General features: G+C 56.7%; 18 protein-coding genes. 6 read left to right on the forward strand and 12 right to left on the reverse strand.

Going from position 1 to position 19,245, the window contains the following annotated elements; translation table 11 throughout:
* The 11 genes from prfB to ffh all read right to left on the reverse strand — a co-directional run bounded on the left by prfB (position 1) and on the right by ffh (position 11,153).
* A protein-coding gene (gene prfB / locus QVZ43_RS14660) for a peptide chain release factor 2 (protein WP_223792825.1) occupies positions 1-1,096 on the reverse strand; the annotation gives its coding sequence in 2 pieces (ribosomal slippage) (positions 1-1,023 and positions 1,025-1,096; 1,095 coding nt in all).
* A 94-nt stretch (positions 1,097-1,190) separates the two neighbouring features.
* On the reverse strand, positions 1,191-2,924 hold the full coding sequence (recJ, locus tag QVZ43_RS14665) for a single-stranded-DNA-specific exonuclease RecJ (RefSeq protein WP_302910536.1): 1,734 nt from the start codon (positions 2,922-2,924) through the stop codon (positions 1,191-1,193).
* 6 nt (positions 2,925-2,930) lie between these two features.
* A complete protein-coding gene (gene thrC, locus QVZ43_RS14670; protein WP_223792823.1) occupies positions 2,931-4,331 on the reverse strand; it encodes a threonine synthase in 1,401 nt (466 codons plus the stop codon).
* 11 nt (positions 4,332-4,342) lie between these two features.
* Entirely contained in the window at positions 4,343-5,644 is a 1,302-nt protein-coding gene (locus QVZ43_RS14675) for a homoserine dehydrogenase (protein WP_302910537.1), read from the reverse strand.
* A gap of 136 nt (positions 5,645-5,780) precedes the next feature.
* A complete protein-coding gene (locus QVZ43_RS14680) occupies positions 5,781-6,527 on the reverse strand; it encodes a thioredoxin fold domain-containing protein (protein WP_302910538.1) in 747 nt (248 codons plus the stop codon).
* A gap of 123 nt (positions 6,528-6,650) precedes the next feature.
* Positions 6,651-7,553: a site-specific tyrosine recombinase XerD gene (xerD, locus tag QVZ43_RS14685; RefSeq protein WP_302910539.1), complete on the reverse strand. Its 903-nt coding sequence runs from the start codon at positions 7,551-7,553 to the stop codon at positions 6,651-6,653.
* Between the two features lie 111 nt (positions 7,554-7,664).
* Entirely contained in the window at positions 7,665-8,021 is a 357-nt protein-coding gene (gene rplS, locus QVZ43_RS14690) for a 50S ribosomal protein L19 (protein WP_223792819.1), read from the reverse strand.
* A gap of 37 nt (positions 8,022-8,058) precedes the next feature.
* Complete coding sequence (gene trmD, locus QVZ43_RS14695) at positions 8,059-8,805, reverse strand: tRNA (guanosine(37)-N1)-methyltransferase TrmD (RefSeq protein ID WP_302910540.1); 747 nt, start codon at positions 8,803-8,805, stop codon at positions 8,059-8,061.
* Positions 8,806-8,808: 3 nt separating this feature from the next.
* A complete protein-coding gene (gene rimM / locus QVZ43_RS14700) occupies positions 8,809-9,336 on the reverse strand; it encodes a ribosome maturation factor RimM (RefSeq protein WP_302910541.1) in 528 nt (175 codons plus the stop codon).
* A gap of 25 nt (positions 9,337-9,361) precedes the next feature.
* A complete protein-coding gene (gene rpsP, locus QVZ43_RS14705) occupies positions 9,362-9,601 on the reverse strand; it encodes a 30S ribosomal protein S16 (RefSeq protein ID WP_223792816.1) in 240 nt (79 codons plus the stop codon).
* 163 nt (positions 9,602-9,764) lie between these two features.
* Positions 9,765-11,153, reverse strand: coding sequence for a signal recognition particle protein (ffh, locus tag QVZ43_RS14710; protein WP_302910542.1), 1,389 nt, complete (start codon positions 11,151-11,153; stop codon positions 9,765-9,767).
* A 183-nt stretch (positions 11,154-11,336) separates the two neighbouring features.
* Between ffh and QVZ43_RS14715 the strand changes: the two genes are divergently transcribed.
* The 4 genes from QVZ43_RS14715 to QVZ43_RS14730 all read left to right on the forward strand — a co-directional run bounded on the left by QVZ43_RS14715 (position 11,337) and on the right by QVZ43_RS14730 (position 16,685).
* Positions 11,337-12,143 carry a cytochrome C assembly family protein gene (locus QVZ43_RS14715; protein ID WP_223792814.1) on the forward strand — a complete coding sequence of 269 codons (807 nt, stop codon included), beginning with the start codon at positions 11,337-11,339 and terminating at the stop codon, positions 12,141-12,143.
* A gap of 80 nt (positions 12,144-12,223) precedes the next feature.
* On the forward strand, positions 12,224-13,504 hold the full coding sequence (locus QVZ43_RS14720; protein WP_223792813.1) for an HlyC/CorC family transporter: 1,281 nt from the start codon (positions 12,224-12,226) through the stop codon (positions 13,502-13,504).
* Positions 13,505-13,681: 177 nt separating this feature from the next.
* Complete coding sequence (locus tag QVZ43_RS14725) at positions 13,682-15,892, forward strand: DUF1631 domain-containing protein (protein ID WP_302910543.1); 2,211 nt, start codon at positions 13,682-13,684, stop codon at positions 15,890-15,892.
* 70 nt (positions 15,893-15,962) lie between these two features.
* Positions 15,963-16,685, forward strand: a complete 723-nt coding sequence (locus QVZ43_RS14730; protein ID WP_302910670.1) for an energy transducer TonB family protein — start codon at positions 15,963-15,965, stop codon at positions 16,683-16,685.
* Positions 16,686-16,693: 8 nt separating this feature from the next.
* Here QVZ43_RS14730 and grxD read toward each other — a convergent pair whose 3' ends face one another.
* On the reverse strand, positions 16,694-17,020 hold the full coding sequence (grxD, locus tag QVZ43_RS14735) for a Grx4 family monothiol glutaredoxin (protein WP_223792810.1): 327 nt from the start codon (positions 17,018-17,020) through the stop codon (positions 16,694-16,696).
* Between the two features lie 234 nt (positions 17,021-17,254).
* Here grxD and argF point away from each other — a divergent pair, with 234 nt between their 5' ends.
* Positions 17,255-18,169, forward strand: coding sequence for an ornithine carbamoyltransferase (gene argF, locus QVZ43_RS14740; RefSeq protein ID WP_302910544.1), 915 nt, complete (start codon positions 17,255-17,257; stop codon positions 18,167-18,169).
* Between the two features lie 2 nt (positions 18,170-18,171).
* The gene (locus tag QVZ43_RS14745) at positions 18,172-19,245 is read left to right on the forward strand and encodes an ABC transporter ATP-binding protein (protein WP_223792808.1); all 1,074 of its coding nucleotides are present in this window, start codon (positions 18,172-18,174) and stop codon (positions 19,243-19,245) included.

Below are 19,245 nucleotides of genomic sequence, written 5' to 3' on the forward strand. Positions count from 1 at the left end.
TTACAGCGCCATCTTCAGGCTGGCTTCGATGAACTTATCGATGTCGCCGTCCAGCACGGCCTGGGTATTGCTGGTTTCCACCTTGGTGCGCAGATCCTTGATACGACTGTCGTCCAGCACGTAAGAACGGATCTGGCTACCCCAGCCGATGTCGGCTTTGGCGTCCTCGGCCTTCTGCTTCTCGGCGTTGCGCTCCTGCATCTCGCGCTCGAACAGCTTGGCTTTCAGCTGTTTCATGGCCTGGTCTTTGTTCTGGTGCTGGCTTCGGCCAGCCTGACAGGCCACGACAATGCCGGTGGGGTTGTGGGTCAGACGAACCGCCGATTCGGTCCGGTTAACGTGCTGACCACCAGCACCGGAGGCGCGGTAAACATCCACACGCAGATCCGCCGGATTGATTTCAATCTCGAAGCTGTCGTCCACTTCCGGTGACACAAATACCGAAGAAAACGAGGTATGACGACGGTTGCCGGAATCGAACGGCGACTTCCGAACCAGGCGATGAACGCCGGTTTCAGTGCGCAACCAGCCGTAGGCATAGTCACCCTGAATGTGGACCGTGGCGCTCTTGATGCCGGCCACTTCACCTTCCTGCAGTTCGACAATCTCGGCTTTGAAACCGCGACGCTCGGCCCAGCGCAGGTACATTCTCAGCAGCATGTTGCCCCAGTCCTGGGCTTCGGTACCACCGGAACCAGCCTGGATATCCAGGTAGGCATTGTTGGCGTCCATCTCACCGGAAAACATGCGGCGGAATTCCAGCTTCTCGAGTTCCTGATCCAGGCCGCCAAGATCCGACTCGATCTCCTCAACGGTCCCTTCATCGTCCTCTTCCACCGCCATGTCCAGCAGGCTCTCTGCATCAGAAAGACCGTTGGTCAGGTTGTCGATGGTCTTGACGATCAATTCCAGATCGGCGCGTTCCTTACCCAGCCCCTGGGCCCGCTCGGGATCATCCCAGACTGAGGGCTGCTCCAGCTCGCGTTCTACTTCAACCAGACGTTCACTACGCTGGTCGTAGTCAAAGATACCCCCTGAGCGCTTCAGTGCGCTCACGAAGCTCTTTAATCTTCGTCACAATGGGATTAATTTCCATGAAACCCTTACTCGCTCTTGAAAATGGTGAGTAAAAACAGTGGCGGGATTCTACCGGAATTCTGCAGCCAAATCAGCCGCGGTAAACCGAACCCCTAGGCCAGGGGTTCAAGGTGGTCGATCAGCAGCTGCAGGGTTGTCCGGCCACGGAAGGTGTTGGCATCGGGCTTGTAGACCACCCTGGCCCCCGTGCGGGTGAAGTCCGGCACTTCCGGCCCGGTGTTGAAAGCAATACCGTCAACGAGATCGCCGCCTTCCACGGATTTGAGCACCACTTTGAGATGGTTCTCTCCAACAATACGCTGGCTTACCACGTGAAACTCGCCGTCGAACACCGGTTCGGGGAAATGCTGCCCCCAGGGGCCTGCTCGTTTAAGAAGCAGGGCCGTATCCAGACACAGTTCGTCGACACTGAGCGGGCCATCGGTCACGATGGTGGCTTCCAGGTCCTCGGCGTCCAGGGATTCCCGCACGACCTCATCGAAAGCCCGGGAAAATTGCTCAAGGTCCTCGCGAGCCAGAGTCATTCCAGCGGCCATGGCGTGCCCGCCGAACTTTTTGATCATACCCGGATGCCGGGCATCCACAGACGCCAGAACATCCCGAATGTGCAGCCCTGGAATTGATCGGGCCGAGCCCTTGATGTCTTCTCCATTGTCGTCGCTGGCAAAGGCAATGGTGGGGCGATGGGTTTGCTCCCGGATTCTTGCCGCCAGGATACCAATCACGCCCTGGTGCCAGTCCGGATCAAACAGCGCCAATCCCCAGGGCAATCCTTCAAGATCCAGCGACATAGATGCCAGCAGCTCCTGCGCCTGAGCCTTCATATCCCGCTCGATGTTTCGGCGCTCCCTGTTGAAGGTATCCAGCTCTCGGGCGAGGCGTTGCGCTTCCTGTTCGCTGTCGGCCAGCAAACAGGCAATACCCACGCTCATGTCATCCAGGCGACCCGCCGCATTGATCCGGGGCCCTACCACAAACCCCAGATCGGAAGAACTGATGGCCGAGTGATCTCGCCCGGCCACCTCAAGCAGCGCAAGAATGCCCGGTCGCGCGGCCCCCTGACGGATGCGACGAATTCCCTGCTCGACAAAGATCCGATTGTTATGGTCCAGCGGCACAACATCCGCCACGGTTCCCAGCGCCACCAGATCCAGCAGTTTGCCCAGATTCGGTTCCGGCGTGGGCAAGCGTCCGCTGTCCCGCAGCCGTTTTCGCAACCCTGTCAGCACATAGAACATCACCCCGACACCAGCGGCGTTTTTGCTGAGGAATTCACAACCGGGCTGATTCGGGTTCACGATGGCGTCCGCTTCCGGCAACTCCTTCCCCGCGAGGTGATGATCGGTGATCACCACCTTGACCCCCAGATCACGGGCGGCCCTGACGCCCTCGATGGCAGAAATGCCATTGTCTACGGTTACCAGCAGATCGGGCAGATCGCCGTCATCCCGCAACCGTTCGATGATGCCAGGTGTCAGTCCGTAACCATCAGAGAACCGGCTGGGTACCCGAAAATCGACATTCCGGAGCCCCAGCATGGACAACCCCAGCATCGCCACGGCGGTACTCGTCGCGCCATCGGCATCGAAGTCACCCAGGATAACAACGCGCTGCTGTTGCTCCACCGCCTTCGCGAGCAACTCGATAGCTCGGTCCATCCCCTTCAGGGACATCGGTGAGGCGAGGGATCGAAGGGTATAGTCAAGCTGCTCGTCCGAGCTGACACCTCGGGCGGCATACAGACGCTGGAGTATCGGAGGAAGCGATTGCCCCCAGGCCGGAGCCTGCTCCGGCCTGGGGCGTCGAACGATCTTTTTGGGAGTCATGCCGGATCAGGCATTTTTCCAGTGGGAAGCGATGAACTCCTGGACACCGGCAATGTTGTTATCCAGCACGGTGTAACGCTCCTCACGGTCGAACAGGTCTGCCATATGGGCCGGCAACACCGGCTTCACAGTCAGCCCCGACTCGGCAATGGCGTCCGGGAACTTGGCCGGATGCGCGGTACCCAAGGTAATCATCGGCACCTTGTCATCGCGACGACAGTTCCGGGCAGCACGCACACCAATGGCCGTGTGGGGGTCAAGCAGGTACTCGTTCTGCTCGTAGATTTCCCGGATGGTATCGCAGGTCGCCTGGTCGTCCACCGTGTCACTATCGAACAGCTTGCGGGCGTGCCGCCAGCGGTAATCCTCGATACTCACTGGTCCCTTTGCGGCGTCTTCAAGCAGCGTCTTGATGGCCTCGCCGTTACGCCCATGAAGATCGAACAACAGGCGCTCAAAGTTACTGGACACCATGATGTCCATGCTCGGCGACAGGGTGTGCTCCAGCGTACGCTGCTCATAGCGGTTGCCGCTCATGAAACGGTGCAGGATGTCGTTTCGGTTGGTGGCAATGACCAGCTGGGAAATCGGCAGCCCCATTTTCTTGGCCAGGTAACCGGCAAAGATGTCACCAAAGTTCCCGGTCGGTACCGAGAACGCCATACTCCGGTCCGGACCGCCCAGAGCCAGGGACGCCTGAAAGTAGTAGACAATCTGGGCCATGATCCGGGCCCAGTTGATGGAATTGACGGCAGCCAGCTGCGTCTTGCCGCCCAGGAAGCTCTGATTACCAAAGCTATCCTTGACCATGCGCTGACAGTCGTCAAAGTTGCCGCGAACGGCTATGTTGTGAATGTTGTCGCCCAGCACGGTCGTCATTTGACGACGCTGCACTTCAGAAACCCGCTCGTGAGGATGCAGGATAAAGATGTCCACATGCTTGCAGCGGCGGCATCCCTCTATAGCGGCCGAACCGGTGTCACCGGAGGTGGCTCCCATGATCACCACATGCTGGTTGCGCTTTTCCAGCACATAATCCAGCAGGCGTCCCAGCAACTGCAGAGCAAAGTCCTTGAACGCGAGGGTCGGCCCGCGGAACAGTTCCATCACCCACTCGTTGCTGTCAAGCTGGACCAGCGGCGCCACGGCCTTGTGATTGAAGGCCGCGTAGGTTTCCTCCAGCATCTTCCGGAAGTCATCCTCCGGAACCGCGTCATCCACAAACGGATACATCACGTTAAACGCCAGCTCGCTGTATGGGAGCCCGCGCCAACTGCGAATTTCTTCAAGACTGAAATGCGGGAGGGATTCGGGCACATACAGGCCGCCATCGGAGGCCAGGCCAGTTAACAGAACGTCCTCAAAGCCCAATGCGGGAGCTTCACCCCGCGTACTGATGTATCTCACTGGGGTACCTGTCAGTTAAAGTTTTCAGCGCGGATGCGAACCACCTGGCCATCCGTGTCGGCCAGAGCTTCCAATTCTTCGATAGCCTGGTTCATCTGCCGTTCCTGAACCGTGTGGGTCAGGATAATCACCGGTATGCGCCCATCCTTGAGTTCGGATTCTTTCTGCATGATGGACTCAATGTTGATGCCATGCTCACTCAGGATGGAAGAAATGTTAGCCAGCACCCCCGGGCGGTCGAGCGCCGTAATCCGGAGGTAATAAGCCGAATGCACGTCCTCCATGGGCAGCACGGAAAGATCTTCTACTGCTTCCGGCTCAAATCCGAGATAGGGAATCCGCTGCTCGCTGCCGATGGAAACGGCTCGAGCCACATCAACGATGTCAGCGATTACAGCAGAAGCCGTTGCCTCGTCACCGGCGCCTGGACCGTAATACATGGTCTGGCCAACGGCGTCGCCATCCACCAGAACGGCGTTCAGCACGCCATCGACCTTGGCAATGAGATGGCTTTGGGGAATCAGCGTCGGATGAACTCTCAATTCGATACCGTCCTCACGGCGACGGGCAATGCCCAGATGCTTGATGCGGTAACCGAGCAATTCTGCATGGGCGATGTCGTAAGGGGTAATCTTGGAAATCCCCTCGGTAAAGCCTTTCTCAAACTGCAGGGGAACACCAAAACCCGCGGATGCCAGGATGGTCAGCTTATGGGCCGCGTCGATACCCTCAACATCAAAAGTCGGGTCTGCCTCGGCATAACCCAGCTCCTGTGCTTCCTTGAGCACTTCGGCAAACTCGCGACCGGCCCGCATCTCAGTCAGGATGTAGTTCCCGGTGCCGTTGATGATGCCCGCGATCCAGTCAATACGGTTGGCGGCCATACCCTCGCGAATCGCCTTGATCACCGGAATACCACCGGCCACACCGGCTTCGTACGCTACAACCACACCGGCTTTCTGGGCAGCGTCAAAAATTTCGTTGCCGTGCACGGCGATCAGCGCCTTGTTGGCGGTGACCACGTGCTTGCCATTGCGAATGGCTGCCAAGACCAATTCCTTGGCCGTGTCGTAGCCGCCAATCAGCTCAACAACAATATCAACAGAGGGGTCGTTGACGACATCAAAGATGTCGGTGGTGAAAGGAATGTCACCAAGATCCATATCGTCACGGGGACGACGACTGGCGATTCGGATGATGTTAATACTGCAGCCTGCCCTGCCGGCAATCAGCCGGGCATTACGGGTCAAGACATTGAACGTACCGCTACCAACGGTCCCCAGTCCGCAAATTCCGACATTAACGTCCTTCAAACTATTACCCTCTGATCCCGAAAAATTCACTAAGAGGGGGCATAGTATACTGATTAGGGTGCCACTGATAAGCCCCGGCCTGGAAACGCATCAGGACCAGTGCGAGACCCAGGCCGGCATGGCAGAAGGTTGGAAATCAGAGCAAGCCAAGCCCCTTGGCAAGGTTAGCCGCAGGCACGTACCCGCGCACGATGTTACCGTCTTCCAGAATGATCGCCGGTGTACCGGTCACCCCGACGCGACCACCGAGCTGGAATTGCTCCTGCACCGGATTATCACACTTGGCCGGCTCAACCGAACGCCCTCCTTTGGCTGCATCCATCGCTGCCTGCTGGTCTTCGGAACACCAGACCGACACGTATTTATCAAACGACGGCGTACCGGGACCGGAGCGGGGAAAACCATAATAATTGACGGTGATGCCGTAAGCGTTCAACTGCGGAACCTCATCGTGCAGCTTGCGGCAGTAAGGGCAGTCAATGTCCGTAAAGACATCAATCACCGCCTTCTCCTCGCCATCCGCCGGAAAGCTGATCGCCTGCCCATCGCCATAGCTGGCCATCAATTCGTTGCGGCGGTTGGCCCGAGCCTCTTCGGTCACATTGGCGACACCCGCTTCCGTTAACCGAAGCAGATCACCGTTCAACAGATATTTGCCATCGGCTGTACTGTAAATGGTGTCTCCGCTGCTGGTTTCGACCGTGTACAGCCCTTTGGCCTCGGATTCCTCAACAGACTCGATCTTCAAGCCGGGAACCATGGAGGTAAGACGCTCGGCAATAGCATCTTCAACCTCACCAGCCGATACCGACGATGCGATCCCGAAGCCGGAGATCAAACCAACCATAGCAATAACGCTTCGCACATTTAGTCTGGCAACCATAAATACTACCCAGTTAGATGATATTCGGCCGCTGCCGGGCATCGGCAGGCCGCGAAAGGCACGGAGTTGCGACATAGGCATCCGGCAAAAGTTCAGACAACACCATACCCAAAAACACCCCGATCAGCCACGGGGATGATGGGACTGATGCAGGGACTGAAGGCGCTGACGCGCCACATGGGTATAGATCTGCGTTGTCGACAGGTCCGCATGCCCAAGCAACATCTGAACAACGCGGAGGTCAGCACCGTGATTGAGCAGGTGTGTGGCGAAAGCATGACGCAAAGTGTGAGGAGATAAATGTTTGCGGATACCCACCCGGGCAGCGTAATGCTTGATTCGATGCCAGAAGGTCTGCCGGGTCATGGCGGCGGCCCGGCTTCCGGGGAACAGTGCATCGCAGGTTTGCCCCTTGAGCAACTCGGAACGAGCTTCCCTCATGTAGCGGAGCAGCCAGTCAACCGCTTCTTCCCCAAGAGGCACCAGTCGCTCTTTACCCCCCTTACCGGTAATGCGCACCACGCCTTGGCGAAGGTTTACCTGATCCACCATCAGACCCGTTAGTTCGGACACCCGCAGGCCACAACCGTACAGCACCTCAAGCATGGCTTTGTCGCGAAGCTCAATGGGCACGTCAGGATCCGGCTCAGTCAGCAACGCATCGACCTCCTCTTCCGTGAGAGCGTCGGGCAGTCGCCGCGGCAAACGTGGACTCTCGATTCTGAGGGTGGGGTCTTCCGATATACCGCCCTCACGCAGGAGGAAACGATAGAAACGACGTAAACCAGAAAGCCTCCTGGCCGCCGTGGACGCCTTCACACCCTCAACCAGCCCCTGGGACACCCAGGCCAGCACATCCGACCGTTTGGCGTCCAGCAACAGGGGCTGACCCGGACGCATGTCGAGCCATTGAGCAAACCTGGCAAGATCGCTCTGGTAGGCAGATCGGGTTTTCTCACCCAAGCCGTCTTCTAACCAGAGCGCATCGGTAAAACGGGCGACTACCGCCTCATCGTCTGGCCTCACGCCACTCACCTCAAAACCATCACTGCGAAAGGATGCCCCAATTTTCGTGCAGGCACAAAAAAGGCAGCCCGAGGGCTGCCTTTTTCTCCAGTCTACTCAGCTGAGTGCTGATCAGCCCAGCTTCTCCTTGATACGAGCTGCCTTACCAGACAGGTCGCGCAGGTAGTACAGCTTGGCCTGACGCACATCACCGCGACGCTTCACGTTGATGCTGTCGATCAGCTTGGAGTGAGTCTGGAAGGTACGCTCCACGCCCACACCGTAAGAAATCTTACGTACGGTGAAGGAGGAGTTCAGACCACGGTTACGCTTACCGATCACAACGCCTTCGAACGCCTGCAGACGCTCACGGTTTCCCTCGGTAACACGAACCTGAACAACCACGGTGTCGCCCGGCGCGAACGCAGGGATTTCCTTGGTCATCTGTTCCGCTTCAATTTGACTGATGATGTTGTTCTTGCCGCTCATCGTAATGCTCCTGATACCCAATCTTTCAATGCCCTGATTATTCAGAGGCACCCGGTTCGTTCAAAATCTCATCCAGTAGCTGACGCTCTTCTTCCGTAAACACCCGCTTTTCCAGCAGGTCGGGGCGCCGCTCCAGAGTTCGCCTCAGCGACTGCTGCAGTCGCCAACGCCGGATCTGATCATGGTGACCGCCCAATAAAACATCCGGCACTGCCTGACCTTCATAAACTTCTGGCCGGGTGTAGTGCGGACAATCCAGCAAACCGTCAGCAAACGAATCCTGCTCTGCTGACTGCGCATGACCCAGCGCTCCGGGGATGAGGCGCGTAACCGCATCAATCACTGACATCGCAGCCAGTTCGCCACCGGAGAGTACAAAATCACCCAGCGACACTTCCCGATCCACCTCGGAGGCAATCAGGCGCTCATCGACACCCTCGTAGCGGCCTGCAACCAGGATCAGGGACTCATTTGAAGCCAGCGACTCCACACCAGCCTGATCCAGTCTCTCGCCCTGGGGCGACAGGTACACCACGCAAGCCTTACCGGGTGCTGATTCCCGCGCCGCATGAATTGCGTCCCGGAGCGGCTGAATTTTCATCAGCATTCCGGGACCGCCGCCATACGGCCGGTCATCCACGGTGCGGTGCCGGTCATGGGTGAAATCCCGGGGATTCCACGCATTAAAAGTAAGGAGCCCGTCCCGGACCGCCCTACCCGTAATTCCGTAATCCGTTACCGCATTGAACATTTCCGGGAACAGACTGACTGCGCCAATCCACACCCGTCAGAACTCCGGATCCCAGTCTACAGTCATACGACCAGCTGCCAGATCTACGTCTTTCACGACCTGATCTGGCAGATAGGGAATCAAACGCTCCCGCTGATCAATAGAAGCCGATGATGCATGCACGACCAATACATCATTGGAACCCGTTTCCATCAGATGATGCACCTTGCCCAGGCACTCATCATTCACCGTGAAAACGTCGAGACCTTCAAGCTGGTACCAGTAGAACTCACCCTCAGGGAGTTCTGGCAACTCGTCGGTCCCAACCCGCACCTCTGCGCCGCAGTAGGTCCGGGCAACGTCACGGTCATCAATACCTTTAAGCCTGACAACGAGCCCCTGCCCCTGGCGACGCCCCTCTTCAAGCTTTGCAGGAATACGCTTACCGTCCAGATCAAGGATCCAATCCCGGTAGTCCAGTATTCCTTCTTTGGGATCAGTGTAGGAATAGACTTTCAGCCATCCCTTAACCCCGAACACCGAGGTAATCCGGCCGATCACAGTTTCCTGCGAATGCTGTGTCATGACCAGACCCCGGCTTGGAACGAAATTACTTAGCAGCTTTCAGCAGCTGTGCAACACGCTCGCTGGTTTGGGCGCCCTGGCCCAGCCAGAAATCAACGCGGTCGCGATCAACACGCAGACGCTCTTCCTGGCCCCGGGCAACCGGGTTGAAGAAACCAACACGCTCAATGAAACGACCGTCGCGGGAGTTGCGGCTGTCAGTGACTGTCAGATGGTAGAACGGGCGCTTCTTAGAGCCGCCACGAGCCAAACGGATAGTTACCATTTAACTAATATCCTGTCCTGTTGTACGAACTTTGTACGCTTCACACCTCGCCAAACAAGGCTGGCGGGAAGACCCATACTCGAAAGGGCCGCTATTCTATGCTAAAAAATCGCCAATGAAAACAGGGAAACGCCCTGTTTCCCTGTTTTCCTTATACGGCATTTTACATACGCCCGAAGGGTGGCATTCCACCACCGCCACCGCCCGGCGGCATCATACCACCCATGCCGCGCATCATGTTGGCCATGGCACCTTTCTTACTGAACTTTTTCATCATCTTCTGCATCTGCTTGTGCTGCTTGAGCAGCCGGTTCACGTCCTGAATCTGGGTACCGGAACCTGAAGCAATACGGCGCTTGCGGGAGTTATTGATCACATCGGGATAACGCCGTTCCTTGGGCGTCATGGAGCTGATGATCGCCTCCATCTGACCGACTGACTTGTCATTCACCTGCTGCTGGGCCATCTGAGCCATCTGCCCCATACCCGGCAACTTGTCCAGCAGACCGCCAATACCACCCATGTTCTTCATCTGCTGCAACTGGTCCCGGAAGTCTTCCAGATCAAAACCCTTGCCTTTCTTGATCTTCTTGGTGAGCTTCTGGGCCTTCTGTTTATCCAGCTTGCGCTCAGCTTCCTCAATCAGGGAAAGCACATCCCCCATACCAAGAATGCGTGACGCCACCCGGTCCGGATGGAAAGGCTCCAGGGCATCGCTCTTCTCGCCCACACCAAGGAATTTGATCGGCTTGCCGGTGATATGACGGACTGACAACGCCGCACCACCCCGGGCATCACCATCCGTTTTGGTCAGAACCACACCGGTCAGAGGCAGCGCGTCATTAAACGCTTTAGCGGTATTCGCCGCATCCTGCCCCGTCATTGCATCGACGACGAACAGCGTCTCTACCGGCTCAACCGCTTGATGCAGCCGACCGATCTCGCCCATCATCTGCTCGTCAATGTGCAAACGGCCAGCAGTATCCAGAATCACCACATCAATGTGCTTCTTGCGCGCAGCGTCGATCGCACCCTCGGCAATGTCTACCGGATCCTGGTCACCGGTACTCGGGAAAAACTCAACCCCGACCTCACCCGCGAGCGTCTCGAGCTGCTTGATGGCAGCCGGGCGGTAAACGTCTGCGCTCACGACCATTACCGACTTCTTTTCACGCTCTTTCAGGAAGCGGGACAACTTTGCAACGGTGGTGGTTTTACCCGCGCCCTGCAAGCCCGCCATCATGATCACGGCCGGTGGGCGCGTTGCCAGATTCAGGGAGGCACTGCCATCCCCCATCACCCGCTCCAGCTCCTGCTGGACAACCTTCACGAACACCTGGCCAGGCGTCAGGCTGCGCTGAACCTCCTGTCCAATAGCGCGCTTGCGCACACCTTCAACAAAATCCTTGACGACTGGCAGGGCGACGTCTGCCTCAAGCAGGGCCATACGCACTTCGCGGAGCGTGCTCTTGATATTGTCATCGGTTAGCCGCGCCTGACCCGAAATCTTACGCAGGCTACCGGAAAGTCGGTCTTGGAGATTCTCAAACATTTGGCTCTTCCGTACCCCGGATAAATTAAGTGCATGGTCCTCAGAGCCGGATTAGGCTCCTTGATTCCAGTTGCATAATCGCGACATTATAAACAGACTATCGCACTGAAACGACCGGCACGGTCAAATCGGTGCGACAGACCCACCGTTTTCTTACTTTGCAAAGCATTAAATAAGGACAACATGGGAACGCTGATTCTCGCGGTCACCTCTCTTCTTTTATACAGCGTTGGTACCGCATTGCAGGCGCTCCACTTCAGAGGCCGCTTCAACAGTAATCTAGCCATCACCACCGTCATCGGCGCGCTCGCCCTGATCAGTCATGGCTTACTGATCACCCAGAGTGTGTATCACGATGGCGGCTTTGACTTCAGCTTTTTCAAAAGTTCCGTACTGATCTCGTGGCTCATCGTCGTGCTACTGGTGGGACTTAATCTGCGAAAACCGGTTCAGAATCTGTTTTTAGGCGCGTACCCGATTGCAGCGCTGACGATTATCCTTGCCCTGATTACCCACGCTCCGTCCCGACTCGTTTCGGGAGACAGCTACGGAATGCTCTCCCATATTGCCCTGTCCATCACGGCCTACAGCCTGTTCACACTCGCCGCACTTCAGGCCATTCTCCTGTCTGTCCAGAACCGTCAGTTGAAGCACAACTACAACAGCCTTCTGGTACGCAACCTGCCGCCACTGCAAACCATGGAATCACTGCTGTTTGAGCTGGTATGGGCTGGTGTAGTTGTCCTGGTGCTTGCGATCGCGACCGGCGCACTGTTTGTCGAAGACCTGTTTGCCCAGCATCTCGCCCACAAAACCGTCTTCTCGCTGCTGTCACTGGCCGTTTTTGTTGGCCTCCTGATCGGCCGATACACCAAAGGCTGGCGCGGAATGACGGCCACTCGCTGGACCCTCGCGGGCTGTATACTGCTAATGCTAGCGTTCTACGGCAGCAAATTTGTTCTGGAACTGCTGTTTCAGCGCGCAGGCTAACAGCCTGAGGTTCGCGGCTTGACAGCACCCGCAGGCACCCCCTATTTTCCCAACTTGTCAGCCAAATAAGGACACCACTCTTGAACGAAACATCGCTTACCGCGCTGTTTATTCTCCTAGTTGGCCTCATCATTCTCTCCGGTTTCTTTTCCAGCTCCGAAACCGGCATGATGTCACTGAACCGCTATCGCCTGTCCCACCTGGCCAAGACCGGCCACAAAGGCGCCAAGCGAGCACAGCGATTACTGCAGCGAACTGACCAGCTGATCGGTGTCATTCTGATCGGCAACAACTTCGTGAACATCCTCGCGTCATCCATCGCCACCGTCATCGCGATCGAACTTTGGGGTGATGCCGGTATTGCCATTGCCACCATTCTGCTGACGCTGGTCATCCTGGTGTTTGCCGAGGTGACCCCAAAAACGCTGGCAGCCCTCTTTCCGGAGAAGATCGCCTTTCCCGCCAGCTACGTTCTCGCGCCCCTACTAAAACTACTTTATCCCCTTGTGTGGGCCGTAAATCTGTTCACCGGCGCCATCCTGAAGCTTCTGCGAGTGTCGCCAGAGGATGCTGCCAACGATCACTTGAGCCGGGAAGAGCTTCGCACACTGGTGAACGAAGCCGGCAGCCTGATTCCCGCCAAGCACAAGGACATGCTGGTCAGCATTCTTGACCTGGAAAAGGTGACCGTGAATGACATCATGGTGCCCCGTAACGAAGTAGTCGGCGTCGACCTGGATGACGATACCGATACCATTCTGCGTCAGCTCAGAAGCAGCCAGCACACCCGGCTACCGGTGTTCAAAGGCGACATCAATAACATTCAGGGCATCCTCCACCTGAGAAGCGCCTCAAAACTGGTGCAGCAGGAAGAGATCAACAAAGCGATGATCATGCAACTGTGCCAGGAGCCTTACTTCATTCCCGAAAGCACACCGCTCAATACACAGCTTATCAACTTCCAGAAGGGCAAGCGGCGTTTCGGTGTGGTGGTGGATGAGTACGGCGATGTTCTTGGACTCGCCACCCTTGAAGACATACTGGAAGAAATCGTCGGCGAGTTCACGACGGATTACGCCGCCACCAGCCCCGACATTATTCCGCAGGATGACGGCACGTTTATCATCGATGGCACGGCAGCAGTACGAACCATCAACAAAACCCTTGGCTGGAAGCTACCGACGGATGGTCCGAAGACTCTCAACGGACTGATTACCGAGGCACTGGAAAACATTCCGGACACCAACGTTTGCCTGAAGGTCGCAGACCATCGACTGGAAGTGCTGCAAATCAAGGACAACGTGGTGAAGGCCGCCATCGTACACCCGAAAAAACGCCGAAAATCCGGCAAACCGCAATGAGAAGCAGCTAGCCGGGCGAAAGAGACCAGCCGGTGCCAGAATATATGACGAACGTCCCAGCTCGGCGTTTCTGCATGGGCAGTTTGGCAAAAATGCGGTAAATTTAATCAATAACGTAAAATATCAGGATTGAAAGCTCGGTCATGTATCCGGTTGAGGCGCATAAAGGAACCAGCCATGAATAAGCAGCCCGGTATACATTACCTCCGCGAACACAGGGACGCCGCAGCCGTGCCCGTGGAGGTGACACGAATCAAAGACACTGTTGTTGCAGGACTCGGCGATCTGCTGCAGGGCGCCTTCGATGCCGTTGACGACTCGCTGTTTGAGCTGGCCAATAATGCCCGAAGCAACAACGAGCAGAACCGCTATTTCGAAGCCATGCGAGAAATTCGCATCAAGCGAAAGGGCGTTGAAAAGCAGTTTCACGATACCATCGGTTCGCTATTTTCAAACCCTCCACGCATCGGCCAGTTAAACACCGACACACCCAAGCCAGCGGATACAGCCGAGTCGCTCTCTCTGCTAGGTGACGACACCCTGGAAGAACAGGTCGCTCTTAACGTGATGGCCACCAAGGCCAGGGCCCACTTCCAGGGACAACTACTGCAATTGCAGACCCGGTTTAGCGAAGTCTATCCTGGTGCCGGCGAGCAGTCGCCAGTCAATCCAATGGCGCCGGAACACCTCTGCGCCGCCTTCGCAGAGGCGATTCAAAACCTTGATGTCGACATTCGTGAACGCCTGATACTTCTCAAGCAATACGATCGCTACGTTATCTCAAACCTTGGCATGCTTCTGGACGAATCTAACCGGATTTTAATCCAGGCCGGCGTTATTCCAAATTTCCGCTACCATGGCCGCACATCGTCGTCAGAGACCGCCAGCAAGGACGCCAGCCAAAACACCGGGGTCAAAGCTTTCTCCGAAGCGAGCGCCCAGCCGGAGGACCGAAACAACAGCTTGATGTTTGAGCAGATCCGGCAATTGCTGGCTGACCAAAGGGCCGGCCAAGGCGCCCGACTTCGATCTACAGACCCTAACCTCCGGGTCATCGCAGATCATGAACTTGTGGAACTGCTTAACCGCATGCCCTCGCCAGATCCCCGCCCCATCAGCGGCAACCTGAGCGATGGCGATCCGATCACCATTGACCTGCGACACCTGGTTACTCAACTGATCACCAGTGCGGATGCCGCAACAGGCAAAGACGCGGCGCTGAACGAGGCTGACGAGGACCTGATCAACCTGGTGTCCATGTTGTTCGAGTTCATTTTGGACGACTACAACCTGTCAGCGCCGGTTCAGGTTCTGATCAGCCGCCTGCAAATCCCGATCCTGAAAGTGGTCCTGAAAGACAAGGACTTCTTCAACAGGTCTACACATCCGGCCCGCCGATTGCTCAATTCGCTGGCTCGCTCCGGAATTGGCTGGAGCTCCAGTGACGAAAAAGCCAGGGACAAGCTGTACAACCAGATTCATAACACCGTCCAGCGCATACTGAATGAGTTTGACGGTGACATTAGCCTGTTTGAAACCCTGAACCAGGAGTTTGACGCCTTTCTGGAGAAAGAAAACCGTCGTGCCTCGTTGGTCGAACAGCGAACCCGGGAATCCGAGCGAGGTCGAATCAAGTCCCAGAAGGCCCAGGAAACCGTCGACCACCTGCTGAAAGAGAAGGTCGCCCGCTACAAGCTGCCCTACACCATCAACAACATCCTGATGAATGGATGGAGCCGCGTCCTTTTTCTCGCCTACCTCCGGGATGACGCAGAGCATCGCTGGAAAGATCGAGTGCGGGTTGTCGATGACCTCATCTGGTGCCTGCACCCGCATCAGGGCGAACACGAGCGAGATCAATGGGTCAGACTCGTCCCCAAACTGCTTAAAGAAATACGCTCCGGACTCGAAGAGGTTTCCTACAACTCCTCACGCCTCGACGACATGATGGGCCAGATCAAAGTGGAGCTGACCGATGCCTTCCGGGCCAATGGCACTATCGAAACACGGCAGGAATCTCCCGCTCGACAGAATCAGGCATCGCTATCCACGGAGGCACTGCAGCACACCGCCGCCAACCATCAGGCGGAGCTGGAAGATGCAACTGTGGCAGAATACATCACCCAGATTGACAACCTCTCGATCGGTAATTGGGTGGAGTTTCGACTGGTCAACGGTGCCAGCTTCCGCTGCAAACTGTCTGCTGTCATTGAGGATGCAGACAGCTTCGTGTTCGTGAACCGGATGGGCCTGAAAGTTATCGAGAAGAATCGTATCGAACTCGCCCATGAAATGCGGCGCGGCCGCCTTAAACTACTGGAACAGGGCGCACTGGTAGATCGGGCGCTGAACGCGGTTGTCGGCAATTTGCGGAACAAGACAGCCTGACCCGATGAGGGAACCATCGACCCTTTATCAGAGCGTTCCGGCCGAATACAGGATTGGTCTTGCCTTGTCGATGGCCATCCTGTTTCACGCTGTCTTATTATCCTTCCCGTCGGCCCCGCCCTCAAAGCCTGAAGCCCATCGAAATACCGTGAGGTTTGAACTATTGGCGAGCGCTCGCAGCCCCAGTTCCCTGGCCACAACGCCATCAGAGGGATCAAACCGCAATCCACAGTTCGATATCCCTCCGCTTCAGGACGAAAGGTCTTCCGCCATAACTGAGGCAACCACAACCACAGGCCAGCGCAAAGCTAGAGATGTATCGCCGGCGGATACATACCACGCCGAATCAGAGCAGACCAACGCCGCTACGAAACCAAGCGTCATTTCTTCGTCGATGAGCCGCTCATCAGCCAGCAGGCCTCAAACAGAGAATGAACGGAGCGAGGGGGAGGAAAACGGACGGGATACCAATAATCAGGTTTCGACCAACCCTGCGGAGCAAGACCCGTATTTGATCACCCTCGCCAGCCATTTGGGACGAGAGATCGAGAGATTGAGCATACCCGGCGTCAGCCAGCTATCCGAGAAACTATCGCTGGAAGTCGAGCTTCAACTGCTCGGTAATGGCGCGCTCACCAGAGCAAAAATCCTGAAGTCCTCGGGTATCAAGAGACTGGATAATGCGGCCTACCACGCCTCGCTGTCCGCCAGCCCTTACCCGGCACCACCGGCCCACCATAACGACCAGAACCGCTTCGAGGTCGAACTCATTTTTTCCCCGAAACGATTCTGACAGGAATATCAGGCTTCCGTCTGTTTGGCAGCAGCCTTAACCATGGTTGCCAGCTCACCACTCTCGGACATTTCCAGAACGATATCGCAGCCACCAACCAGGTCACCATTGATGTAAAGCTGCGGGTAAGTTGGCCAGCTGGAATACACTTTCAGAGCTTCGCGCAGCTCCTGGTTATCCAGAATGTTAACAAAGGCAAAGCGCTCGCCGCACGCCATCAGCGCCTGAACCGTCTTGGCTGAAAACCCACACTGAGGTGCCTGTGGCGTGCCCTTCATGTACAGAATGATCGGGTTTTCGTCGAGCTGGCTTTTGATAGTTTCGTTAATGTCCATGAACATACACCTCTTGGGTAGATAGAATCGCCCGAAGGCTATTTAACATTCAGTTTGGCAGCATTGTACACGCCCCGCATTCGGCGCACCAAACCCTGAGTTTGCCGGTCCGCAGAAGCACGGAGTGCGCCGTTGTCTTCCTTTTTACGAGGGGCTAGACTTGGAGCCCATTTTTTCCTCGATTTTTCACCTACCCTCGTAAGTTGGGTTTTTGTTGATATGAAGGACCATTGAATGGCGGCAAGGCATTTTCTTACGCTTGATGACATGACAGCGTCCGAGCTGGACAGCTTGGTAAATCACGCCAGCAAGCTCCGGACCGAGTGGCGCGAAGGGAAGGTCCGGGATTCACTGAAGAACCGCGTTCTGTCGATGATTTTCGAAAAATCGTCGACCCGGACCCGGGTTTCGTTCGAGGCTGGCATGGCCCAGCTCGGCGGCTCCGCCATGTTCCTGTCACCGAGAGACACCCAGCTCGGCCGCGGTGAACCCATCGAAGATTCGGCGATCGTTATCTCGAGCATGGTGGATGCGGTGATGATCCGCACCTTTGCCCATGAAACAGTGGAACGTTTCGCCCAGGCCTCCAGGGTGCCGGTGATCAATGCGCTGACCGATGATTTTCATCCCTGTCAGCTTCTGGCTGATATGCAGACCTACCGCGAGCATCGCGGCAGCATCAAAGGCGCGACCGTGGCCTGGATTGGTGATGGCAACAACATGTGCCACTCCTATATGAACGCAGCAGCCCAGTTCGGTTTCCATCTCAATGTAGCGTGTCCGGAAGGCTATGAACCCGATCCGGCCCTGATGGACAAGCACAGCAGTCGCGTTACCCTGTATCGCGAGCCCGCCGAAGCGGCACGGAACGCCAACGTACTGGTTACTGACGTGTGGGCCTCCATGGGTCAGGAAGAGGAACAGAAGGCGAGAGAGCAGGCCTTCAAGCGTTTCCAGATTAACCGGGAACTTATGCAACTGGCCGACAAGGATGTCCTGTTCATGCACTGCCTGCCGGCCCATCGCGGCGAAGAAATTTCCCACGACATGATGGAGCATCCCGGCTCCGTGGTATGGGATGAAGCGGAGAACCGCCTGCACGCTCAAAAAGCGCTGCTGGAATTCCTGATTCTGGGTACGCTGGACTGAACATGACCCTAGGCACCATTGCGCCAGACGACTGGCTACTTGAAGTCAACAACCTGTCTTGCGGCTACGGCGGGGACTCGGTTATCCGCGATGTCAGCTTTGCCCTCAGCCACGGTGACATCGGTTGCCTTCTGGGCCCCAGCGGTTGCGGGAAAAGCACCATTCTTCGGGCTCTGGCGGGCTTTTTGTCGCCAAACACCGGCGAAATCCGACTGCAGTCCCGGGCCATTAGCCTGCCGGGCCGGTCCTTGCCACCGGAAAAGCGCAAAATTGGCATGGTCTTTCAGGACTACGCCTTGTTTCCACACCTGACAATCGCTGACAACGTCGGTTTTGGCCTGAAGGACCTGCCAAAACCGGAAAAACGCCAGAAGGTGATGGAGCTACTTAAACTGGTTCATCTGCAGGACCTGGCAAACAGCTATCCCCACGAACTGTCAGGCGGTCAGCAGCAGCGTGTCGCCCTTGCCCGGGCACTCGCCCCCGAACCCACACTGATCTTGCTCGACGAGCCTTTCTCCAATCTGGATGCAGACCTGCGTCGCAGGCTGAGCCTGGATGTTCGTGAGATTCTCAAAACCCTGGGCATCAGTGCCATTCTGGTCACCCACGACCAACAGGAAGCCTTTGCCATGTGCGACCAGGTGGCCGTGTTGCGAGATGGCCAGATCCAGCAATGGGATGTCCCCTACAACCTGTATCACGAACCCTCTAACCGGTTCGTCGCGAGTTTCGTTGGCCAGGGAGGTTTCATTCCGGGCAAGGCTCTGGGGCCGGACACGATCGAGTCGGAGCTGGGGGTTATCGAGGGCAACCGGGCTTACAAATGGGAAGCGGGCACGCTGGTGGATGTCCTCATTCGACCGGACGACATCGTGTATGATCCGGAGTCCACGCTACGACCGAAAGTGGTTGAGAAAACCTTTGCCGGCACATCGACCCTCTACCGGTTCCGCTGCTCAGAGGAAACTGAGTTCGAGGCGCTGTTCCGCAGCCACCTGGATTTTCACCTTGGCGAATCGGTCCCCGTGCGCGTCGAGGCCGATCACCTGATCGCCTTCGAGCGCACGGGCTAA

It is taken from the genome of Marinobacter suaedae, assembly GCF_030519635.1.
In the GTDB taxonomy this organism is placed as follows: domain Bacteria; phylum Pseudomonadota; class Gammaproteobacteria; order Pseudomonadales; family Oleiphilaceae; genus Marinobacter; species Marinobacter suaedae.

Excerpts from the sequence above, each read along its gene's own strand:
- rimM (WP_302910541.1), bottom strand. The coding sequence starts at position 9,336 with ATGACACAGCATTCGCAGGAAACTGTGATCGGCCGGATTACCTCGGTG.
- ffh (WP_302910542.1), bottom strand. The coding sequence starts at position 11,153 with ATGTTTGAGAATCTCCAAGACCGACTTTCCGGTAGCCTGCGTAAGATT.
- QVZ43_RS14725 (WP_302910543.1), top strand. The coding sequence starts at position 13,682 with ATGAATAAGCAGCCCGGTATACATTACCTCCGCGAACACAGGGACGCC.
- grxD (WP_223792810.1), bottom strand. The coding sequence starts at position 17,020 with ATGGACATTAACGAAACTATCAAAAGCCAGCTCGACGAAAACCCGATC.
- rplS (WP_223792819.1), bottom strand. The coding sequence starts at position 8,021 with ATGAGCGGCAAGAACAACATCATCAGTCAAATTGAAGCGGAACAGATG.
- recJ (WP_302910536.1), bottom strand. The coding sequence starts at position 2,924 with ATGACTCCCAAAAAGATCGTTCGACGCCCCAGGCCGGAGCAGGCTCCG.
- argF (WP_302910544.1), top strand. The coding sequence starts at position 17,255 with ATGGCGGCAAGGCATTTTCTTACGCTTGATGACATGACAGCGTCCGAG.
- rpsP (WP_223792816.1), bottom strand. The coding sequence starts at position 9,601 with ATGGTAACTATCCGTTTGGCTCGTGGCGGCTCTAAGAAGCGCCCGTTC.
- QVZ43_RS14680 (WP_302910538.1), bottom strand. The coding sequence starts at position 6,527 with ATGGTTGCCAGACTAAATGTGCGAAGCGTTATTGCTATGGTTGGTTTG.
- QVZ43_RS14745 (WP_223792808.1), top strand. The coding sequence starts at position 18,172 with ATGACCCTAGGCACCATTGCGCCAGACGACTGGCTACTTGAAGTCAAC.
- QVZ43_RS14715 (WP_223792814.1), top strand. The coding sequence starts at position 11,337 with ATGGGAACGCTGATTCTCGCGGTCACCTCTCTTCTTTTATACAGCGTT.
- QVZ43_RS14730 (WP_302910670.1), top strand. The coding sequence starts at position 15,963 with ATGGCCATCCTGTTTCACGCTGTCTTATTATCCTTCCCGTCGGCCCCG.